We start from the raw sequence: 18,674 nt of genomic DNA on the forward strand, positions 1-18,674 counted from the left end.
AGGCTGGTAACTGTGCTGACGGTGCCGGTGCGGCAGCTCGGGGAGACCGAGCGTGGGGCGGTGGAGCGGATCCTCGACCTCGACCCCTATGCCGCGCCGCAGGTCGCGGAGCGGATCGCCGCGCGCGGACTGGCCTGGTGGCGTACGGACGGCCGGGTCTTCGGCTACGGGCCGCGCCGCCAACTCGAGTCGCTGTGCTGGCTCGGCGGGCATCTGACCCCGGTGCACGCCTCGCCGGCCGCGGTCGCGGCGTTCGCCGACCGGCTCGCCATCGAGGAACGGGTCTGCTCGTCGATCGTCGGTCGGGCCGACGCCGTACTCGGGCTGTGGGAGCGGATCGGCGGGCAGTGGGGTCCGGCCCGGGAGATCCGCGCCGACCAGCCGCTGCTGATCGCCGACCGGCCGCCGGCGGTGCCGGCTGACCCGGGGGTACGCCTGGTCCGGCCCGACGAGATCGACCTGCTCTTCCCGGCGGCGGTGGCCATGTACACCGAGGAGGTCGGCGTCTCCCCGGTCGCCGAGGACGCCGGGCGCGGCTACCGGCGGCGGGTCGCCGAGCTGGTCCGGGCCCGTCGCACGTACGCCCGGATCGTCGACGGCACGGTGGTCTTCAAGGCCGAGTTGGCCGTCGTCACCCGGCACACCGCGCAGGTCCAAGGGGTCTGGGTCGATCCGGTCTGGCGCGGCCGGGGGCTGGCCACCCCGGCGATGGCGGCGGTGGTCCGCGACGCGCTGCGCCGGGTCGCCCCGACCGTCAGCCTGTACGTCAACGACTACAACATCGCCGCCCGCCGGGTCTACGACCGGTGCGGGTTCCGCCGGGTCGGCTCCTTCGCCACCGTGCTCTTCTGAGCCCTGCCGTACCCGGCGTCGGCACGGTCCGGCCACGCCGACCCGTCCAGCCCGCCACGCCGACCCGTCCAGCCCGCCACGCCGACCCGTCCAGCGGCCACGGAACCGCGTCAGACAGTGGTGCTACTCTGTTGGGCATTCGTCCAGGACGAACGCCCAACAGGTTGGGAGGCTGGGCGGCCGGGGCGGCTCAGCACGCACCGCCTGGTGCGGCCAGTCAGCCTGCCAGGCGGATCCATCAGCGAAAGGCGACCCGATCGTGGTACACGGTTACCGGGAATTCGTCCGTCGCCAACGCGCCGAGTTGCACGCCGGCAGCACCCTGGTCACGACCCGGGCCGGTCTCGTGGAGTACGGGGAGGCCGGTCCACCCGCTGGCCGGGCGGTGCTGCTCTTCCCGGGCGGTGGTGGCGGCTACGAGCAGATCCACCTGCTCGACTCACTACCCGACCTCGGCTGCCGGGTGATCGGTTGGTCGCGACCCGGCTACCTGCGCACCCCACTCGATGTCGGACGGACGTTCGTCGAGCAGGCCGACGCCGCGAAGGCACTACTCGACGAACTCGAAGTCGGCACAGTAGTCGTCTACGGCATCAGCGGTGGCGGACCGATCGCCATCGAATTCGCCCGCCGCTATCCCGAACAGGCCGAGGCGCTCATCCTCGAATCCGCCGTCACCCGCCACTACGCACCCGCCATATCGCCCATCATCAAAACGATCTATCTGAGCCCGCTCGGGACCTGGCTGACCGCCCAACTCGTCCAACGCCTCCCCCGTGCGGCCCTGCACGACTTCGTCCGCCAGGAGTCCACCCTCGACCGGCAGGCCCGCCGCGCGACCGTCGACTGGATCCTCGCCGACGACCGACGTCTGGCATACGCCAAAGCCGTCATGGCGGCACTCACCCCGTTCGAGGACCGCGCTGCCGGGCTGGACAACGACCTTCGGCAGTGGGCCAGGCTGGACGACTCAACCACCGCCGGCATCACCTGCCCAACGCTGATCCTGCACGGCACCCACGACGGTGACGCCGACCCGGCCCACGCCCGCCACGCCGCCACCACCATCCCGCAAGCCACCCTGCACCTGGTCCCCGGCGGCTGGCACCTGCTGCCTTTGTCGATCAACGGCACGACCACCCGACAAGCCAGGTCCACGTTCCTAGCCGAGTGACACCTGGTAGAGCCGGCCCGCCGTGGCGCACGGGTCCGGGGTCACCCGGGCGGCGGTGGCGAGCAACGAGCGTGGCTCGTCGTGTCGCCGGACGGTCCCCGGATCGGCGTCCGGCGGCAGCGGCAGCAGGTAGAGCTGGTTGATTCCCCAGGTGGCGATCCAGTCGCGCCGTTTCGCGACCGGGATGTCGGCGAAGTTGTCCGGGAAGAACGCCGTCCGCCGGCCGGTCAGGGCGCTGTGCCGGCCGACCTCCGTGCTGGTGACGATGGTCAGCGTCCCGTCGCTGCGGCAGCGCCGCAGCTCCTGTTCGACGACGCCGCCGGTGAGGCTTTCCGGGTCCGCCGGCACGGTGGTGAGCTGGTATCCGAGCGCCCAGCCGACCGGCAGCGTCAGCAGCAGCACGCCGACGGCATGCCCGGTCCGCCGTCCGGACAGCCAGGCCGGGACCGGGGCCCGGAGGATCAGCACGACGGCGGTCAGCAGCGTCAGCAGCACGGCCAGGCTGAGATAGCGTCGGCTCAGGTACCCGGTGCTGAGCTCGGAGAAGGCGACCTGTGCGGTGAATACGGCCAGCGCGGCCAGGCCGACCAGCAGCCATCGCGGCCCACCGCGCAGCGGTCTGCGGCTTGGGCGCGGCTGTAGCCTGCGGCCGCGGCGCAGCAGCAGGCCGGCGGCGACGGCGGTGGCCACGACGGTGGGTGCCCAGACCGCGGCCTTGGCCGCCTGCAGGACCGCCGCCGGCGCGTTGCCGGCGAGCCGGGCCAGCCAGCCGATCGGGTCGTCGGTGGCGGTCGGAAGCTGATCGACGTCGATCACGTCGGTGACGTACAGCTGTGGCACGGCCAGCGCGATGATGCGGTTGTCCGCCGGGAACGGCGTACCGAAGTGGGCCAGCCCGTAGACCGCCCACGGTGACATCACGAGGGTGAAGACCAAGCCGGCCGGCACCAGCCAGCGCCAGTCCCGGCGGCGGATCACGACCAGCAGCACCGCCAGGAGCAGCACCGCCGGCAGGGTGTCCGGCCGGGTGAGCACCAGGCCGCCAGCGGCGGCCCCGGCGGCCGGCCAGGCCAGCGCCGCTCGCCGATCGGTGCTGACCAGCGCGAGGACCAGCAGGCTGAGCAGCAGCCCGGCCAGCGGGAAGGTCCGCGCGGTGAGAATCTCGTCGAGGAACGGCACGAAGCCGAGCAGGCCCACGGTGACGACCGGCCCGAGCCCGGGTACGCCGACGCGTCGGCCGAGCACCGACAGCACCGCCGCCATGGCCAGCACGCAGCCGGCGGCGGCCAGCAGACCGGCCTGCGGCCCGGTGCCGGTCAGCGCGGCGGTGATGCCGACCAGGATCGGCCAGAGCGGACCACAGCCCATCGAGTACGGCTCGGGCGACTGGTAGCTGTGCCGGGAGGCGATCCGGAAGAAGTCGCCGCCGAGGGTCTGGGACAGTTCGTAGTAGCGCCACGAGTCCGGGTTGTACGGCGGACCGTCCCAGTAGTAGAGCAGCAGGAACGCCAGTACGCCGACGAGCGTCGCCCAGCCGGCGGCGGGCAGCCAGTCGGGCACCGACAGGGTCCGCCTGGCGTCGACCGCGTCGCTGGTCGGGTCGTCGGTCGGTCGCCCGGTGAGCCGGGTGAGCGTGCTCACGCCCCCGCCCCGATCGTCGCCGCAGGATCGTCCGACGCGGCCGGACGGGCCGATGCGGCCGGCCGGGCCGATGCGGCCGGGCGATCGTCCGGTGCGCCGGTCACCTGTTCACGCAGGTACGGCCCCGGCGGTCCGGCGGTACGCCCCGGTGCCTCGGCCGGTTGGCAGACCACCACGTCGCGGACCGCGTACATCGGCCGGGCCCGCACCTCGACCAGGATCCGGGCCAGGTACTCACCGAGCACCCCGAGGATCAGGAACAGACCGGTGAATCCGCCGGACACCAGGATCGCCAGGGTGGTCCACCCTTCGATGGGGTCGGACTTGACGAGGAACACCGCGACCGCGTACGCGATGCCGGCGAGCGACAGGGCGCCGAACGTCAGGGACAGCCGGTGTGCCACCCGTGGCCCGAAGTCGGAGAACGACAGCAGGATGTCGAAGGCCAGGCTTGACGTCTCCCGGTCCAGCCGCCGGCGCCCGGCGGTGTCCACCGTGGTCCGGGTGTACCGCAGGTGTTCGTGCCGGTGCCCGAGGATCGCGTACAGGGCCTTGCGGTAGCGGACCTTCTCCCGCATGGCGAGCATCGCGGCCAGCGTGCGTCGGGAGGTCAGTCTCAGACGCTCGGTACGCAGTGGGGTGTCGAGGTCGCTGTACCGGTTGACCAGGCGGTAGAACACCCGGCTGCGCAGCGGCCCGTCGTCGCCGCTGGCGGTGACGATGTCGCAGCCGCCGGTGGTGGCGCGCTCGTACATCCGGGCGAGGATGTCCAGCGGGAAGTCCACTGTCGGGCTCTCCAGTTCGAAGACCCAGTCGCCCATCGCCCGGTCCAGCCCGGCCTTCATCCCGGCCTCCACACCGTGTCGCCGGGCCAGCCGGACCACCACCGCGTTGAGCTGGTAACGGTCCGCGTACTCGCGCACCAACGGGGTGGGGTCGGTGGTGGAGTTGTCGTCGACCACCACCAGTTCGTGCAGGTCGAAGTGCTCGCTGAGCCAGGGCCCCAACTGCGCCAGGAAGCGGTCCAGATCCGGGTCGTCGCGGCAGTAGAGCACGAAGCTTACGAAGGTCTGGTACGCCACAGCGCCTCATCCAGGTCGTAGATCGTGTTGACTTTTCCGCTGAACAACGTGGTGAACGGAGGGTGCACGCTCTCGGTCCGGATCAGGGTCGGACGGGAGTCGTCGACCTCTGCCGTCCGCAGCACGGTCTTGACCGTGCAGAGGCTCTCGACCTGGCGTAGCTGTCCGGCTGTCGGCAGGAATCGGCGGGTCAGGGTGTGCATGTACGGGTAGCCGCCGGCCGGCCGGGCGGGGCAGGTCCCGCAGTTGGCCAGGGCGGCCGGCGCGCAGTCCGGCGTCCGGCGCTGGCAGGGAAAGGTCGGCAGGGTGTCGGTGCTGGTCAGCCGGGGGGTGTAGGCCACCGCGCTGAGGCTGTGCCAGGGGGTGTGCCCGAACGGCATCAACGAGAAGAACGGACCGTCCAGCACGGTGACCGCAGTGTCCCGGTGGGCCGGGGCGTCGACCAGCACCATCTCGCACAGCTCGTACTTGAGCGGCACCGGCGGCAGGCCGAACGTGGCGAGCAGGGCGTTGGTGCCGGCGTAGGTCGCGTTGACGACCGCGCCGGCTTCCACCTGGGTGCCGGACCGCAGCGTCGCCCGCCAGACCGTACCGTCTCGTCCGGCCTCGACCACGGTGTCGCCGAGGAACCACCGCAGCCGGTCCGCGTGGGCGTCGAGGCGGGCGAGCAGCGCGGTGCGCAGCGCCGGTGCATCGAAGCTGAACTCGTCGGTCTCGTACGCCGCCTCCACAGCGCCGTGCAGGAAGAACTCGGCCGGGTCGATCCGGCTGGCCGGCACGCCGACGGTGGTACAGAACTTCTCGAAGTAGGCGGCGTCCACGAAGGACCCTTCCGTCGCGATCGCGTACACGCTGCGGAAGCGGTGGTTGACCGCGGTGGGGAAGTCGCGCAGGAACCGTTCGTAGTAGCTGGCTGACCGCAGGGCCGTGTACACGCTGCGTGGGTAGTGGTAGCCGTTGTGGCCGCGGGCCTGGTTGATCAGGCTGGCCCGCACCAGCGGGCGCCGGTCGATGTCGACCACCGCGACGGACCCGCCGTGGGCGAGTTGTCGCCGGGCGGCCCACAGCCCGAAGACTCCTGCGCCGAATATGAGCGTATCAACAGAAATGCCCCCTCTACCCACGGCAGAAAGCTAGCATCCATCTTGTCCCGATTTGTCGCTTAGTGAGAGGTGAGTCATGCTCACAGGTTTGGTCGGCCACACCGGCTTCGTCGGCGGCAACCTGGCCCGACAACGCGCCTACGATCTCAAGGTCAACCGGGCCACCGTCGCGGCCATCGACGGGCAGCGGTTCACCCGGCTGGTGATCAGCGCCGCCCCCGGCGTCAAATGGCGGGCGAACGCCGACCCGGACGCCGACCGCGCCGCGATCGACGCCCTGACCAGCCACCTGCGCACCACGATGGCCGACGAAGCCGTCCTCATCTCCACCATCGACGTCTACCCGCAGCCGCAGGGCGTGGACGAGACGACGTCCGTCGAACCGGCCGACCACCCGCAGGCGTACGGCCGCAACCGGATCCGACTGGAACGCTTCGTCCAGCGGCACTACCCGCGCAGCCTGGTGGTCCGGCTGCCGGCCCTGTTCGGGCCGGACCTGCGCAAGAACCTCGTCTACGACCTGGCCACCGGACGCACCGAGGAGTTCTGCCACCGCGACTCGACGTTCCAGTTCTACGACCTGCGGCGACTCACCGCCGACCTGGACCGGGCCGCCGCCGCCGGGCTGAGCCTGGTCAACCTGGCGACCGAGCCGCTCGCCGCGCAGACCGTGGCACAGCAGGTCTTCGGACGTACCCTGACCTGCGACACGGTGGCCCGGGTCGACTACGACATGCGTACCCGGCACGCCGCCGTCTTCGGTGCCGACGGGCCCTACGTCAGCGGCCGCGACGAGACGATCACCCGGCTGCGGGAGTTCGCCGACGACCAGGCGGCAGGTGCGCGCCCGGCCGGAGAAGGCGTGCGTCCGGCCGGAGAGCGGGTGGCGGTCTGATGTCCGAGTCGACCATCAAGGTGGCGGTGAGCAACATCGCCTGGCAGCCCGCCGACGACGAGAAGGTCGCCGACCTGCTGCGCCACGCGGGAGTGGCCGGCGTCGAGGTGGCACCGACGAAGATCTGGCCGGACCTGACCGAGGTCTCCCTCGACCAGGCACGCGGGTACGGGCGGATGTGGGCCCGCGCCGGCCTGCCGGTGGTCGCCGCCCAGTCGCTGCTGTACGGACGCCCCGAGCTGACGGTGTTCGGGCCGCGCCGGGAAGACCTCGTCGCGTACCTGTGCCGGGTGATCGACCTGTGCGCCGCGATGGGTGCCACCGCCCTGGTCTTCGGCAGCCCGCGCAACCGGCGACGCAACGGCCTGCTGGACGAGACGGCGGACCGGATCGCCGCTGACGTCTTCGGCCGACTGGCCCGCCGGGCACACGCCGCCGGGACGAGCCTGTGCCTGGAGGCCAACCCCGCCGAGTACGGCGCCGACTACCTGGTCCGGGCGGAGGAGGCGGCGAGGCTGGTGGCGGCGGTCGACTCGCCGGGGCTGCGACTGCACCTGGACACCGCCTGCATGGCGCTGGCCGGCGACGACGCGGCGGCCTGCGCCCACAGTTTCGCTCCGCTGCTGCGTCACGCCCATCTCAGTGAGCCCGACCTGGCGGCGGTCGGCACCCCGGCCCGCGCCCACGCCGACTTCGTCGCCGCGCTGCGGGCCGTCGGCTACGACCGGTACCTCAGTGTGGAGATGCGTCCGTCGGACGGCGACCCGCTCGCCGCCGTCGATCGCGCCGCCCGGTACGCCGTGGCACTGTGCGGTGGTGAGCGGCCATGACCGGCACCCGACAGCTCGACGTCCCGGGCGACCAGGTACCAGGCGACCAGGTACCGGCACTGTCCCGGGACCACGACCGGCGGATCCCGCGCCACGACCGACGCGACTTCGCCCCCCGGCGCAGCCGGTACGCGGTGGTGGTGCCGGTGCTCAACGAGGGCGACCGGCTGCGGGCGCAGCTGCGCCGGATGCACGACCACGGGCACGGCCTGGACGTGCTGATCGCCGACGGGGGCAGCACGGACGGCTCCCTCGCCGACGACTTCCTGGCCGCCCAAGGCGTACGGTCGGTGCTGGTCAAACGCGGTCCGGGCCGGCTCAGCGCGCAACTGCGGATGGCCTTCGCCGCAGCCCTCGACGACGGCTACCACGGAGTGGTCACCGTGGACGGCAACGGCAAGGACGGCGTCGAGGCGATCGGCCGGTTCCGGGACCGGCTGGACGCCGGGTACGACTACGTGCAGGGTTCCCGGTTCGTCCCGGGCGGCGTGGCGGTCAACACGCCCTGGGCGCGGTACCTCGGCATCCGGCTGCTGCACGCGCCGTTGCTGTCGGCCGGCGCCCGCACCTGGTACACCGACACCACCAACGGCTTCCGGGGCCACTCGGCCCGGCTGCTCGCCGACCCCCGGGTCGGCGTGTTCCGCGACGTGTTCGACGCGTACGAACTGCTGGCGTACCTGCCGGTGCGGGCGGCCCGGCTGGGGCTGCGGGTCTGCGAGGTGCCGGTGACCCGGGCCTACCCGGCGGGAGCGGTGCCGACCAAGATCAAAGGCTGGTCCGGGAACCTGGACCTGCTGGCCGTCGCCGCCCGCGCCGCAACCGGCCGCTACGACCCGGTACCCTGACCGGCCGCCACGACCCGGCACCTGACCCGGTCCGGCGGCGCAGCGCCCGGTTGAGCTCAGGCCAGCAGCAGGGTCAGGGTGAGCACGACGGCGGTGACGGTGACGGTGGCCACCAGCCCTGTCCAGCGCAGCCACGGCCGGCCGGACCCGGTCACCGGCAGCCGTCGCCAGCGCAGCACACCGGCCGCGACCCCACCGACGGCGAGCCCGGCGGCCACCGCCCACCAGCCGGCCCACACGTCGTGCCAGGCACCGGCGAGGTACCCGATCAGCAGGTAGAGCAGCGCGGTCGACGCCGAGCCGATCACCTTGAGCCGGTCGGTGACCGGCAGCCACCGACGCCGGCCGCCGAATGCGGTCGCCGCCGGGGTGACGGCGGCGGCGAGCAGCAACACCACGGTGACGCCGATCAGCAGCGGCCCGGCCCCGGCGGCGTCGCTGTCGCTGGCCACCCCGAGCAGCGCCAGCCCGATCGGTTCGACACCCTTGTCGGTGTTGCCGAGCACCACCACACCGTCGCCGGTTGCCGGGTCGAAGCCCACGTACGAGCGGAAACCGCCGGTCGCGCCGTTGTGCCAGGTGATCGCCCGACCGTCGTACGTGGTGGTGAACCAGCCGTAGCCGATCCGGCGGTCGTCGTTGTCGACGGTGAACCGGGGCTGGGCGGCGTCCGCGCCGGGCGCGGAGCCGTCGAGCAACGCGGTGACCAGCCGGGCCAGGTCCGGCGCGGTGGACCACAGGCCGATGCCGGCACCGGCCAGCCCGGAGCCCTGCCACGGATCGGCGGCGCGCCCGCCGGCGGTGGATCCGGTCGCCGCACCGGCCGGCAGGTCGGCCCCGTCGAGGAAGTAGCCGGTGTCGCCCATGCCGAGCGGGTCCAACAGCCGCCGCTCGACCAGCGCCGGGTAGGAGCCGGCGTCGGCCTCTCCAACACTCCTGGTCTGCTCAGCCAGCGCGATGCCGAGCAGCGCCGCCCCGAAGTTGGAGTAGTGTACCTCGCCTCGGCCGTCGCCGACCTGGGCGCGGGCCAGCGCCGCGCGGATCCGGTCGACGTCCAGACCGGCGTACGGGTCGGTGCCGCGCAGCGCCCCCAGCGTCATGGTGAGCGTCGCGGTTGCGCCGACTGTCGGCAGCCGGGGCAGCCCGGACCGGTGGCTGGCCAGCTCCGCCAGAGTGATTTCACCGACCGCCGGGTCGGCGAACTTCTGACCGGGCAGCGCTTCGGCGAGCGTCGTGTCGCCGTCAACCTGCCCGGCGGCGATCTGGTCGGCCAGCAGCATCCCGGTCAGCGTCTTGCCGATCGAGCCGATCTCGAACGGGGTGTCCGGCCGTACCGGCTGGCCGGCGCGGCCGGCCAGACCGGAGGTACGGTCGCCGAGCCCGGCGACCCGTACCTGCCCGTCGGCGATCCGGGCCACCGCCAGACCTCGGTAACCACCGGGGTCGTCGATCACCGCGCGGACCTCGGCGGCGAGCGCCAGGTCACCGCTGTCGGCGTCGCCGAGGCGGGCCGGCCAGGGCGCGATCAGCGCGGCGAGCAGCCCGCCGACGACGGCGACGGCCGCCGTGACGATAAGAGCGCGGGTACGGACCGGGGTCACCGGTGTGCTCCGGAGAGGACGATCAGCAGGGGGACGACCCGTTCCGGCGGTACGGCGTACTGCCCCCGGGTCGACGTGCGCAGCCAGCCGGCGCTGACCAGCTGCCGCAGATGGTGGTAGAGCTGGCCGGTGGTGCCGAGCCCGTCGACCTCGGCCAGGGCGGCGACGGTCCGGGTGCCGGCCAGGATGTGCCGGACCAGCAGCAGCCGCACCGGGTGGGCGAGCGCGGTGAGGGTGTCGGCGTACCCGGTCCAGTCGGCGTCGAGCAGGTCGTCGACGGTGTGCCCGTACTGCCAGTCGTAGTGCTCGCCGGTCGGCAGGGTGACTGTGCCGGTGTAGAGCACCGCCCCGGGGGTGCCGCCGACCTGGGCCTTGAGCCCGTCGAGCGCCCAGAACGGGTTGCCGGTGTCTGGTCCGACGGCGTTCGGTCCGGTCGACGCGTCGCCGACGGCTCGGTCGGCGTCAACGGCTCGGTCGGCGTCGAGACGCGCGACGAGGTCCTGCACGGTCCGTTCCAGGGCGGTGACCCGCTCGGTCAACTCCGGCTCAGTCATCACCCCACTATTACGTAGTTACGTAATTTCTGCAATCAGGGTGGGTCGGATCGCGGGCCACCTGTCCTGCCGTCGCCACGCACCACACCACGATCAGCAGCAACAGCAGCCGCTCCAGCGTGCCGACCAGCAGCCCGCCACCGACCAGCAGCATGCCCAGCCCGACCGCGGCGGACAGCGGCAGCGCGGCGGCGGCCCCGAACAGCGCCAGCCGACGCAGCCGGTAGGTCGACACCGGCGACCAGAACACGGCGATCATCGCGAAGACGCAGCAGGCGACGGCGACGATGCTGGCCCCGCCGTGCACCAGGTCGGTCGCGGTGACCGGATCGTGCGGCGGCAGCGGGCAGCCGTCCCGGCAGGAGACGGTCGCCGACACCGTCGTCGCGCCGGCCCCCGCGACCAGCAGCCAGGCGGCGGCGCGGACCGGGCGCAGCGCCCCGGCGAGCAGCAGCAGGCTCACCGCCAGGGCGAGCAGCCCCGACTGGTACGCCACTACGGAGCCGCCGTCGCCGACCCCGGACTCGCTGACGTACCCGCGCAGTCCCGGACCGGGACCGGCGACCACCGCGACCGTCACGGTCACCGCCCCGCCGACCGCGCCGACCGCCGCCCCGACCGCCCACCACCTGGTACGCCTCACCTGCCTACGGTGTCACGTGGTCACGGCTCACGTGGCTGCGGTGTCACGTGCGCCAGCCCGGGTCGGTGTCCCCGCTCGCCGGATGTGCCGGTGGTGCCGGCCGGTGGTGCCGGACCGGCCGGATCACCGCCCCCGGCCGCAGCAGCGCCACCAGCCGCGCCTGGATGTGTCGGGTGACGCCGTCCCGGCCGTCGAAATTGATCTGCGCGCCGATCAGTTGCACCCATCGGATCCCGTCTTCGATCGACACGTCGCCCACGTGCTGCACCCGCAGTCGGAGTGCGCCGATGCCGTACCGGTAATCGGTTTCCGACATCTTGATCACGTCGCCGACCTCGACCGGAAGATCACTGTTACTCATTGCCGTCCATCCTTTCCGGCACCATTTCCGGTGGTTGCAGGCCGTGTAGTTGCAGTACCGCGCGGACTCTTCTGGCCGCCGGGTCCCGGTGCCGGTCGAGGTAGGCCAGCGCCTTGCGGAACGGCCGGCAGTACACCTGCCCGCACGGCAGGCAGCCGTCATTGCGGCGGGGCATGTGCCGGGTGACCAGCCGTCGGGCGTGAGCGATCACGTCATCGTGTGCGGTGGTGTACTGCGGGCCGGCGTTGCCGGGCAGCCGGCGTAGTTGCCGCGGTAGTCCGCCGATCCCGTCGTTTCTTGGCATCCGTTCACCTCCCTGGTGGAGTGTCGAGCCGAATTTCCATCCACTCCACCCTGGACTTCTCCAGCTGCTCAGCGGAAGATAGGTCAGCGGCAATCCGCACCCATCTACCGGACAATCACCTGTATCCGAAAGGTGTGCACCGTGAATACACTTCCGGAAATCCTCCGTCAGCTGCGCAGCGAGCGCTCCGTCACCCAGGATCAGGTCGGTGAGGCGATCCTGGTCTCCGGTTCGCTGATCGCCGCCTTCGAGCAGGGCCGGCTGGTCCCGCAACCGGACACCGCCGCGCGGCTGGACGAGTTCTTCGGCTCGGGCGACCGGGTCCGCAAGTCGGCGGCCGAGGCAGCCGAGGCCCGTGAGCTGGAGCGGGAGCGGCGCCGGATGGCCCAGGCGGTGTGGTTCCGCCCGTGGGCCAAGCTGGAGGAGTCCGCCACCGCCCTGCGGTACTACGAAGCGTCACTCGTCCCCGGCCTGCTGCAGACCGAGGAGTACGCCCGGTCGGTGCTGGACAGCGGCCTGCGCAGTCAGCGCGAGGTCGACGAGCTGCTCGCCGTCCGGATGGAGCGCCAGTCCGTCGTGCTGGGCCGCGAGGATCCGGCGATCTGCGTGTTCATGATGGACATGGCGGCGCTGCGCTCGGCGCACCCGGCGATGGCAAAAGCACAGTTGGAGCGGCTGCTGGTCGACTCGGAGCGCCACCGGACCTTCGTGCACGTGGTGCCGGACGGGGTCGGCATGCACATCGGCCGGTCGGTGTCGTTCGTGCTCGCCTCGCTCGACAACGGCGCACTCGCTGGATACATGGAGGATATTTTCGAGGGCCGGCTTGTCACCGAGCCGGCGCGGGTGACCGGGCTCGATCGGGCGTGGCACACTGTCAACGCGCTCGCCCTGAACGCGGCCCAGTCCCGGGATCTGATCCGGCAACAGTTGAGGGAGCTATGACCACCGAGCCGATGTGGCGCACGTCCCGCCGCTCGAACGCCTCCGGCGGCAACTGCGTCGAGGTCGCCGACAACCTGCCCGGCCGGGTGCTGGTCCGCGACTCCAAGGACCGCACCGGCGGCACCCTGGCCTTCGACCCGCCTGCCTGGTCCGCTTTCGTCGCCACCGTCAAGCGCTGAGCCGCACCCCGCCGCCGCCGGGCGTACCTCCGAGCCCGCCGCCGTTCTCCGGCTACCAGGCAGCAGGCCGGGCCCGGGTGGGCTAAGACTGGCCTCCCTGTTGGGGAATCCAGTCTGAGCCGTTGGAGATGGAGGCTACGGATCGGTGCAGCCGGCGGCGGGCGCGCGGGTCGAGGTGGTCGCCGTCGAGCGTCTGGAGCGCGTCGCGGGCGGTGCGCTGGTGTGAACGCGCTGTCTTGCCCAGGGCTTCGGCCGCCCATCGCCGGTGATCTAACGGGCTTTCGTCGTCGATAATCACCTTCAGCAGGCGGCGGGCGCATGTGCCCGCCTCCGCGAAGTCCATCTCGGGGATCGCGGCCAGCGCCATGAACCGCACGAACGGATGTGCTGCCGGGTTGTCGGCCAGCTGGCGCATCGTCGTCGCGGCGGCTGCGCGGTCCGCCCAGACTCCCGTGCCGCCGAGCGCCCGCGCGGCGGTCAGGATCGTGTACGGCTTGGCACCCGGCAGCGCCAGCAGCTCTCGCATGCGCATGGACGCCGACGGCTCCCGTGGGCATAGGCGAACGGCCGGCTCCGGACCGTCGGTGCGCAGCACCGCGACAGCTGCCGCCAGGCGATCGTCCGGGGCGGCGTCCAGCTCCAGAAGGCGTGCCCGGGTCTCCGAGCGCCGTGGTCCGGGCGCGTCGAGCAAGGTCTGACCGGCGAGCACCCGGAGGTAGCCGGGCGTGCCTGGCTTGTCCAGCAGGTCGTGGAGCACGTCGTGTGCCGGCCGCGCGGCGGCGCCCGATCCGAGGCCTAGCAGGATGGTGGCCGCTCGGATTCGGACGAACGGGGGCAGGCTGGGGTCGGCGGCGATGCCGGTCACCTCGGTCACCACTCTGTGTACGGTGTCCGGAAGCATCTGCGCCAGCAGGGCGAGCAGCGCTGCCCGGCGCACTGGAGTGATATCTGAACGTTCGAGGATCTCTTCTGTCGCCAGGCCAGCGCGAAGTCGCTGAACGGGCGTGCCCGTAGCCAGCGTTTGCGTGATCTCGATGACGGTGCCGAAGGGGGTGTCGCTGGCGGTCAGCATTGCGAGGAGTTCGGTGAAGGGCTCGTCCTGCTCGGGATCGACAGTCACTATGGCCAGTTGGACGGCGGTCCGGGTAGTAATGCTGTCAGCGGCGGTCAGCATGCTGCGGAGCCTGTCAAGGGTGTCGGCTAGGGTGCCAGGCACCTCGTCTGCTCGCCGCACCAGGGCGGCGCAGCGGTCAGGCAACGACAGCTGGTCGTCGCCCGACTCCGTGAGGAACGACAGGTCGGCGTGCCGGAGTCCGCGCTGGCCGCCTTCCTTCGCCAGGATGGCTCGGGCCTCGCGGCGGCGGCGCCAGGTCTCCTTGCTGTCGCCGGCGACCGTCGCGAGCGCTGCGCCGGCCTCCGCTCTGCTGTGGACGACCTGGTAGAGCAGCCGGGCGGCGTCGATCGGATCGATCGGTGGTGGCACCGGTCCGTCGTCGGGCCGGCGCAGTGCAGCATGGAGTACTTCTACTGCGGGTACGCGGTGTGCCGGTGACAGGTCGAGTTGCAGTTCCAGAACCTGGGCCCGGTCTTCTGGCGTCGCGGCGGGTTCGTCCAGGATCCGCCGGATCCCGGCCACCGCTGCGGATTCCTCCTCTGGAAGAGCTATGGCGGCGGTGACTACCGCCGTCGTTGTCGGCGGCTGGGCTGCCAGGGAGGCGCGGACCGCCGTCATGGCACCGTCGATGCGATCCAGTCGACGGCCGGTCTCGGGCGGGACATAGCCGCCGAGGGGATATGGCCGCGCCAGCGATCGAAGAAGTAGGTCACCAATCGCTTTCTCCAGGGCCGTGTCGCGCCCCCACCCCGAGCGGTACAGGAGCTCAGCTGTGCGTTGGGCGTCGTAGACGGAAGGAACATTGGTCCACAGCAGATCGTCTGTCAGCTGCAGTGGGGGAACGTGCCGGTCGTCCCCGTGGCGCAGGAGTACCTGGAGTGCCTGTACCCGGTACTCGATTGGCTCGTGCCGGTCGGAGAAGAACGACAGCAGCCCAGCGCGGTACCTGCCGGTTCCGTTCGTCTCGGTCTGCGCCAGCCAGGCAAGGGCGTTGACGCGTTCCTCGTCCAGGGCGTAAGCGTCGGATGCGGCCGGCTCCAATACCTGAGCGGCATCGGCCACCGCCCGGTTCTCCGCGAGCATCATTGCGATCCAGCGGCGATCTTCGAGGTCGTTGGTCCGCTCCGACAGCATGTCCCGTAACAGTGCCAGCCACTCGGCCGCCCGCTGTGGAGCGCGCTTGATGAGTAGTGGGATCACGTCGACTCGCCATGTCGGACTTATGTGTGGATTTCGAGCATATGACTCCAGGACCTCGAGGGCGGAAGCGTGCCGGCTGACCAGCTCGCTGTATGCATTGAACAGCCACCGCCGCTGCGAGGGCGGGACGTGGACATCGACAATAGCTTTCGTCGCTGCGGCACTGTGCGTGGGATGGTCTATCAGCTCAAGTGCCGCATCGAGACGTGCTCGCACCCGTGTCGACGACCCGACCATCAATCCGTGGAGCAACGACTCGACAACCGGGTCGGGGCGATACGCGCGTATATAGCGCGCCGTGGCGCGCACGGTCTCATCGGGCAGATCGACCTCAGGGCTCGCAACAAGCCGTTTCAACTGCCGATCGAACTCGGCGGCGACTGGCAGAGAACAGTCGCTGGACAGTGCGATGAGGCTTGTTGTCTCCTTGAAGGTCCATGAGCGGCCGGCGGCGACCCGCAGGACGTCGTCCGCATCGGGCTGGAAACGAGGGTCGAGGTCGACGGCTGAAGCTCGGATGCGGGACACCTCGGCGGTGTCGAGCGTTGATTCGTCGGTCAGCGCCTCGATCGCATCCGCGATCCGATCCCTTAGGTCACGTTCGATCCCCGGCAAACGCCAATATGGCACGAAACCTCGGGTCGACCTGCCGCTGTCATACAGCGCGCGACATATCGCTTCGACCACCTCGGGCCAGTGCTCCTCGCCTACTCGTGCCAGGCTTACGGCAGCCTGTATGCGTATGTCAGGATCGACGTCGTCAGCGGATGACAGGTGGCGCAGGCACCGGATCCCGTCCGGGCGATACTCTGGCCCCAGTTCGGTCAACAGTCGCGCGGCCTGGATTCGTTCGCCGTCATAGATGTATCTTTCGGAAAGAAAATACGCGCAGCGACCAGCGATCTCGGCCCGGCAGGTTCGATCGACGGCGAGCATGGTCTCCGCTACCCCGGTCAGCTCGGAGACGTTGAGGTCCGGCTTGTCGAGGGTGAAGCGAAGCTCGGCGAGGATCAGCTGACGGGATGCGTCGTCCCACTCGGCCAGGGCCTCCGCCGCCACCTGTCGTTGGGACGGTTGCGCGGCGACATCGCCGAGGGTTTCCCGCATGACCTGGAGCGCCCGGTCCCTCGGATCGCCTTCCCGGTCGATGAGGTGGCTCGCGACGGCGACCCGCTGCGAAATGGTGCCGCCGGCCGTTGTCAGAGTGTCTGCCAGGAGCCGGGCGAGCTCCGCCTCCTGGTCCGAGCCGATGTTCTCTAGGGCGATCACCGAGGCCAGCCGTGCGGCCAACGAATCGCCCCCGCCAGCCTGGGCCAACAGTTCTGCCTCCAGGGCCGGCCGTCGAGAACGATCCCGGTCGGCGAGCAGGGCAACGAGGGCGGCCCATGCCGCTGAGCCGGGCTCCGCGATCTCGACGTGTCGGGCGAGCCAGCCGACGAGGATCGGCGTGACCGGAAATCGGCGTAGTGGGGCGACCAGTTCGACCGCCCCAAGCGGCGAAGCCCTCCACAGCCGGTCGGAAAGCGAGTCCAGGCAGGCGGCGAGTTGCCGGTCGGAGGCCGCGGCGCCTTCGGCGACCAGCCGCACTGCGGTGGCCCGGTCGGCTGCTCCACCGCTGAGCAGCCAGCTCAGCAGGTCCCCGTCGCCTGGATGGAACTTGGTCCATCTGATTAGTACCGCCATCGCGCCCGGCTCGTCGCGGACCGCGCGGTGCAGCGCGCGGCGCCATCCCGTGTCGTCCGCGTCGAAACGGTCCGGCAGCTCGGCTGCGAATCGTCGGGCGGCGAAGTGCTCGGCGAACGTCAGGTGGATGAAGTCCGGTCCTGCGTCCCGGAAGCTGAGCAGTCCCGTGCTGAGCAGCACCTCGGAGACGAGTTCCGCCATGTCCTCGGGCGGTCTGCCGCTGACCGGACCGGCCTCGCGGCGCAGCCAGTCCATCGCGGTCAGGATCAGCGAGCGGCGGCTGCGCACCCGTACCACCGCGAGTTCTTCGACCAGATCGTCCGTGCGGTCGCAGAGCGCGGCGACCAGTTCGGAGTTGTTGCTGTCACCGTCCAGCGTGGCCGTCAGCGCGGTGCGCGCCGAGGCACGGCGGGCCGCGTTGTACTGCCGGAGCCAGTGCAGGTAACGCTCGTAGAGGTCGTGGCGGTTGCGCGGCAGGCGGGAGTCGGGATCGTCCGCGTACACGGTGATCGCGATGGTCGCCATCAGCGGCACCGCCGCCACTTCGTGCAGGCCGGCTGATGCGACCTGAGACAGGAAGCCAGTGGCCTGATCAGCGCCCTCCGGCGACGGACCGAACCAGCGGTGGGCGAAGTCGGCGAGCATCCGCCGGTCGAACGGTAGCAGTGTGTAGTGGCCGATCGTTCCGGCGCCGAGCATTGCCGTGGCGTGCCCGGCCAGCGGCCGGGTGGTGATCAGCAGACGCCACGGGCGGTCGTCGGCGGCCGTCCATCCGGACAGCACCGCCATGAAGGTCTCCCGCTCATCGCTGGGGACCTCGTCCAAGCCGTCGATCACTATCAGCCACTCGGCGCCGTCGACCGGACCGGCGAGCAGCGCCGGATCGACCGAGTCGCGGGCAGCCATGCCGAGGCCCTGTGACGCGGCCGCCGCCAGTGCCTCTGGCCACTTCTGGCCAGCGTGGGCGGCCAGCGATCGCGCCGTGACCAGCAGCGGCAGCAGCGGCTTCGCCGACAACCGACGCCCGTGCTCGTCGGCGTGCAGCCAGGCCCTGGCCAGCTGACGACAGATCTGCGCCGCCGTGGTCGACTTGCCGGTGCCGGGCCCGCCCTCGATCAGCAGATGATGGTGCTGGTCGAAGACCTTCTCCAGCGGACGGCGCACCGGGATCACCCGAGGGCGCTCGTCGAACGGAAGGAACAGCCGCTCGTCGGCGAAACGGCTCAGCCGACGCCGCCGATCGTCGGCGCGGCTCTCGGCGGACTGTGGCTGTTCCACCCGCTGCTGAACGTAGACGGTGGACACCTCGTTCCGCCGGTTGCGCAACAGCCGGCTCGGCGACCGGTCGGCGGCGGCCTCGATGTCCTGGAGCAACCGCCACACGTCGTCGCGCAGCGGACGGCGACCCCAGGCAGTCCGCTGCCTCCGCGTCCGCACCGGTGACGTAACCGTCCTGCCCTGACGCACAGCGATCACGGCCGCGCCGAAGGCGAGGACCCCGATGAACATCGCGACGACGCTCGCGAGCTGATCGGCGCGTTCCAGGCCGAGGCGGCTGAGGATTACGGCGAGGCCGCCCAGGAGAAGTGCGGTGAGGGCCAGGATCCCGGCGGCGATGAGTCGTCCGGACGAAGGGGTTCGCACTCGGTCATCATCCCAAGCGAA

At 71.2% G+C, this 18,674-nt stretch carries 16 protein-coding genes; 7 read left to right on the forward strand and 9 right to left on the reverse strand.

Annotated elements, in window-relative coordinates:
* The first annotated feature begins 12 nt into the window (after nt 1–12).
* Together O7629_RS05495 and O7629_RS05500 are read left to right on the forward strand one after the other, a co-directional pair.
* Nucleotides 13–852 (forward strand): DUF4081 domain-containing GNAT family N-acetyltransferase, encoded by an 840-nt coding sequence (locus O7629_RS05495; protein WP_278167875.1) that lies wholly within the window; start codon nt 13–15, stop codon nt 850–852.
* Nucleotides 853–1,111: 259 nt separating this feature from the next.
* Nucleotides 1,112–2,026 carry an alpha/beta hydrolase gene (locus O7629_RS05500; protein WP_278167877.1) on the forward strand — a complete coding sequence of 305 codons (915 nt, stop codon included), beginning with the start codon at nt 1,112–1,114 and terminating at the stop codon, nt 2,024–2,026.
* Here the strand turns inward: O7629_RS05500 and O7629_RS05505 are convergent.
* From O7629_RS05505 to O7629_RS05515, 3 genes are read right to left on the reverse strand one after another with little or no spacing between them, the layout of a single operon-like run.
* Nucleotides 2,015–3,667 (reverse strand): hypothetical protein, encoded by a 1,653-nt coding sequence (locus tag O7629_RS05505; RefSeq protein ID WP_278167879.1) that lies wholly within the window; start codon nt 3,665–3,667, stop codon nt 2,015–2,017. The two genes, O7629_RS05500 and O7629_RS05505, sit on opposite strands and share 12 nt — an antisense overlap.
* Nucleotides 3,664–4,749, reverse strand: a complete 1,086-nt coding sequence (locus tag O7629_RS05510) for a glycosyltransferase (protein WP_278167880.1) — start codon at nt 4,747–4,749, stop codon at nt 3,664–3,666. The genes O7629_RS05505 and O7629_RS05510 overlap by 4 nt, the downstream gene beginning before the upstream one ends.
* Entirely contained in the window at nt 4,728–5,873 is a 1,146-nt protein-coding gene (locus O7629_RS05515; RefSeq protein WP_278167881.1) for an FAD-dependent oxidoreductase, read from the reverse strand. Before O7629_RS05515 ends, O7629_RS05510 begins: the two co-directional genes overlap by 22 nt.
* A gap of 55 nt (nt 5,874–5,928) precedes the next feature.
* Between O7629_RS05515 and O7629_RS05520 the strand changes: the two genes are divergently transcribed.
* From O7629_RS05520 to O7629_RS05530, 3 genes are read left to right on the forward strand one after another with little or no spacing between them, the layout of a single operon-like run.
* Nucleotides 5,929–6,747: a hypothetical protein gene (locus tag O7629_RS05520; RefSeq protein ID WP_278167882.1), complete on the forward strand. Its 819-nt coding sequence runs from the start codon at nt 5,929–5,931 to the stop codon at nt 6,745–6,747.
* The gene (locus tag O7629_RS05525; protein ID WP_278167884.1) at nt 6,747–7,577 is read left to right on the forward strand and encodes a sugar phosphate isomerase/epimerase family protein; all 831 of its coding nucleotides are present in this window, start codon (nt 6,747–6,749) and stop codon (nt 7,575–7,577) included. Before O7629_RS05520 ends, O7629_RS05525 begins: the two co-directional genes overlap by 1 nt.
* A complete protein-coding gene (locus O7629_RS05530; RefSeq protein ID WP_278167887.1) occupies nt 7,574–8,425 on the forward strand; it encodes a glycosyltransferase family 2 protein in 852 nt (283 codons plus the stop codon). The genes O7629_RS05525 and O7629_RS05530 overlap by 4 nt, the downstream gene beginning before the upstream one ends.
* Nucleotides 8,426–8,481: 56 nt before the next feature.
* Here O7629_RS05530 and O7629_RS05535 read toward each other — a convergent pair whose 3' ends face one another.
* From O7629_RS05535 to O7629_RS05555, 5 genes are read right to left on the reverse strand one after another with little or no spacing between them, the layout of a single operon-like run.
* Nucleotides 8,482–10,026 carry a serine hydrolase domain-containing protein gene (locus O7629_RS05535; RefSeq protein WP_278167889.1) on the reverse strand — a complete coding sequence of 515 codons (1,545 nt, stop codon included), beginning with the start codon at nt 10,024–10,026 and terminating at the stop codon, nt 8,482–8,484.
* Nucleotides 10,023–10,580: a helix-turn-helix domain-containing protein gene (locus tag O7629_RS05540; RefSeq protein ID WP_278167891.1), complete on the reverse strand. Its 558-nt coding sequence runs from the start codon at nt 10,578–10,580 to the stop codon at nt 10,023–10,025. Before O7629_RS05540 ends, O7629_RS05535 begins: the two co-directional genes overlap by 4 nt.
* 10 nt (nt 10,581–10,590) lie before the next feature.
* The gene (locus O7629_RS05545; RefSeq protein WP_278167893.1) at nt 10,591–11,223 is read right to left on the reverse strand and encodes a DUF998 domain-containing protein; all 633 of its coding nucleotides are present in this window, start codon (nt 11,221–11,223) and stop codon (nt 10,591–10,593) included.
* A 43-nt stretch (nt 11,224–11,266) separates the two neighbouring features.
* Complete coding sequence (locus O7629_RS05550) at nt 11,267–11,584, reverse strand: hypothetical protein (protein WP_278167894.1); 318 nt, start codon at nt 11,582–11,584, stop codon at nt 11,267–11,269.
* Nucleotides 11,577–11,888: a hypothetical protein gene (locus O7629_RS05555; protein ID WP_278167895.1), complete on the reverse strand. Its 312-nt coding sequence runs from the start codon at nt 11,886–11,888 to the stop codon at nt 11,577–11,579. The genes O7629_RS05550 and O7629_RS05555 overlap by 8 nt, the downstream gene beginning before the upstream one ends.
* Before the next feature lie 141 nt (nt 11,889–12,029).
* On the opposite strand from O7629_RS05555, the gene O7629_RS05560 reads away from it, so the two are divergent.
* Together O7629_RS05560 and O7629_RS05565 are read left to right on the forward strand one after the other, a co-directional pair.
* Nucleotides 12,030–12,833 (forward strand): Scr1 family TA system antitoxin-like transcriptional regulator, encoded by an 804-nt coding sequence (locus O7629_RS05560; RefSeq protein ID WP_278167897.1) that lies wholly within the window; start codon nt 12,030–12,032, stop codon nt 12,831–12,833.
* Entirely contained in the window at nt 12,830–13,012 is a 183-nt protein-coding gene (locus tag O7629_RS05565) for a DUF397 domain-containing protein (protein ID WP_123600565.1), read from the forward strand. Before O7629_RS05560 ends, O7629_RS05565 begins: the two co-directional genes overlap by 4 nt.
* A gap of 82 nt (nt 13,013–13,094) precedes the next feature.
* Here the strand turns inward: O7629_RS05565 and O7629_RS05570 are convergent, their stop codons facing one another.
* Nucleotides 13,095–18,653 (reverse strand): NACHT domain-containing protein, encoded by a 5,559-nt coding sequence (locus O7629_RS05570; protein WP_278167898.1) that lies wholly within the window; start codon nt 18,651–18,653, stop codon nt 13,095–13,097.
* Between the last annotated feature and the right edge of the window lie 21 nt (nt 18,654–18,674).

Source organism: Solwaraspora sp. WMMD792 (assembly GCF_029626105.1).
Lineage (GTDB): Bacteria > Actinomycetota > Actinomycetes > Mycobacteriales > Micromonosporaceae > Micromonospora_E.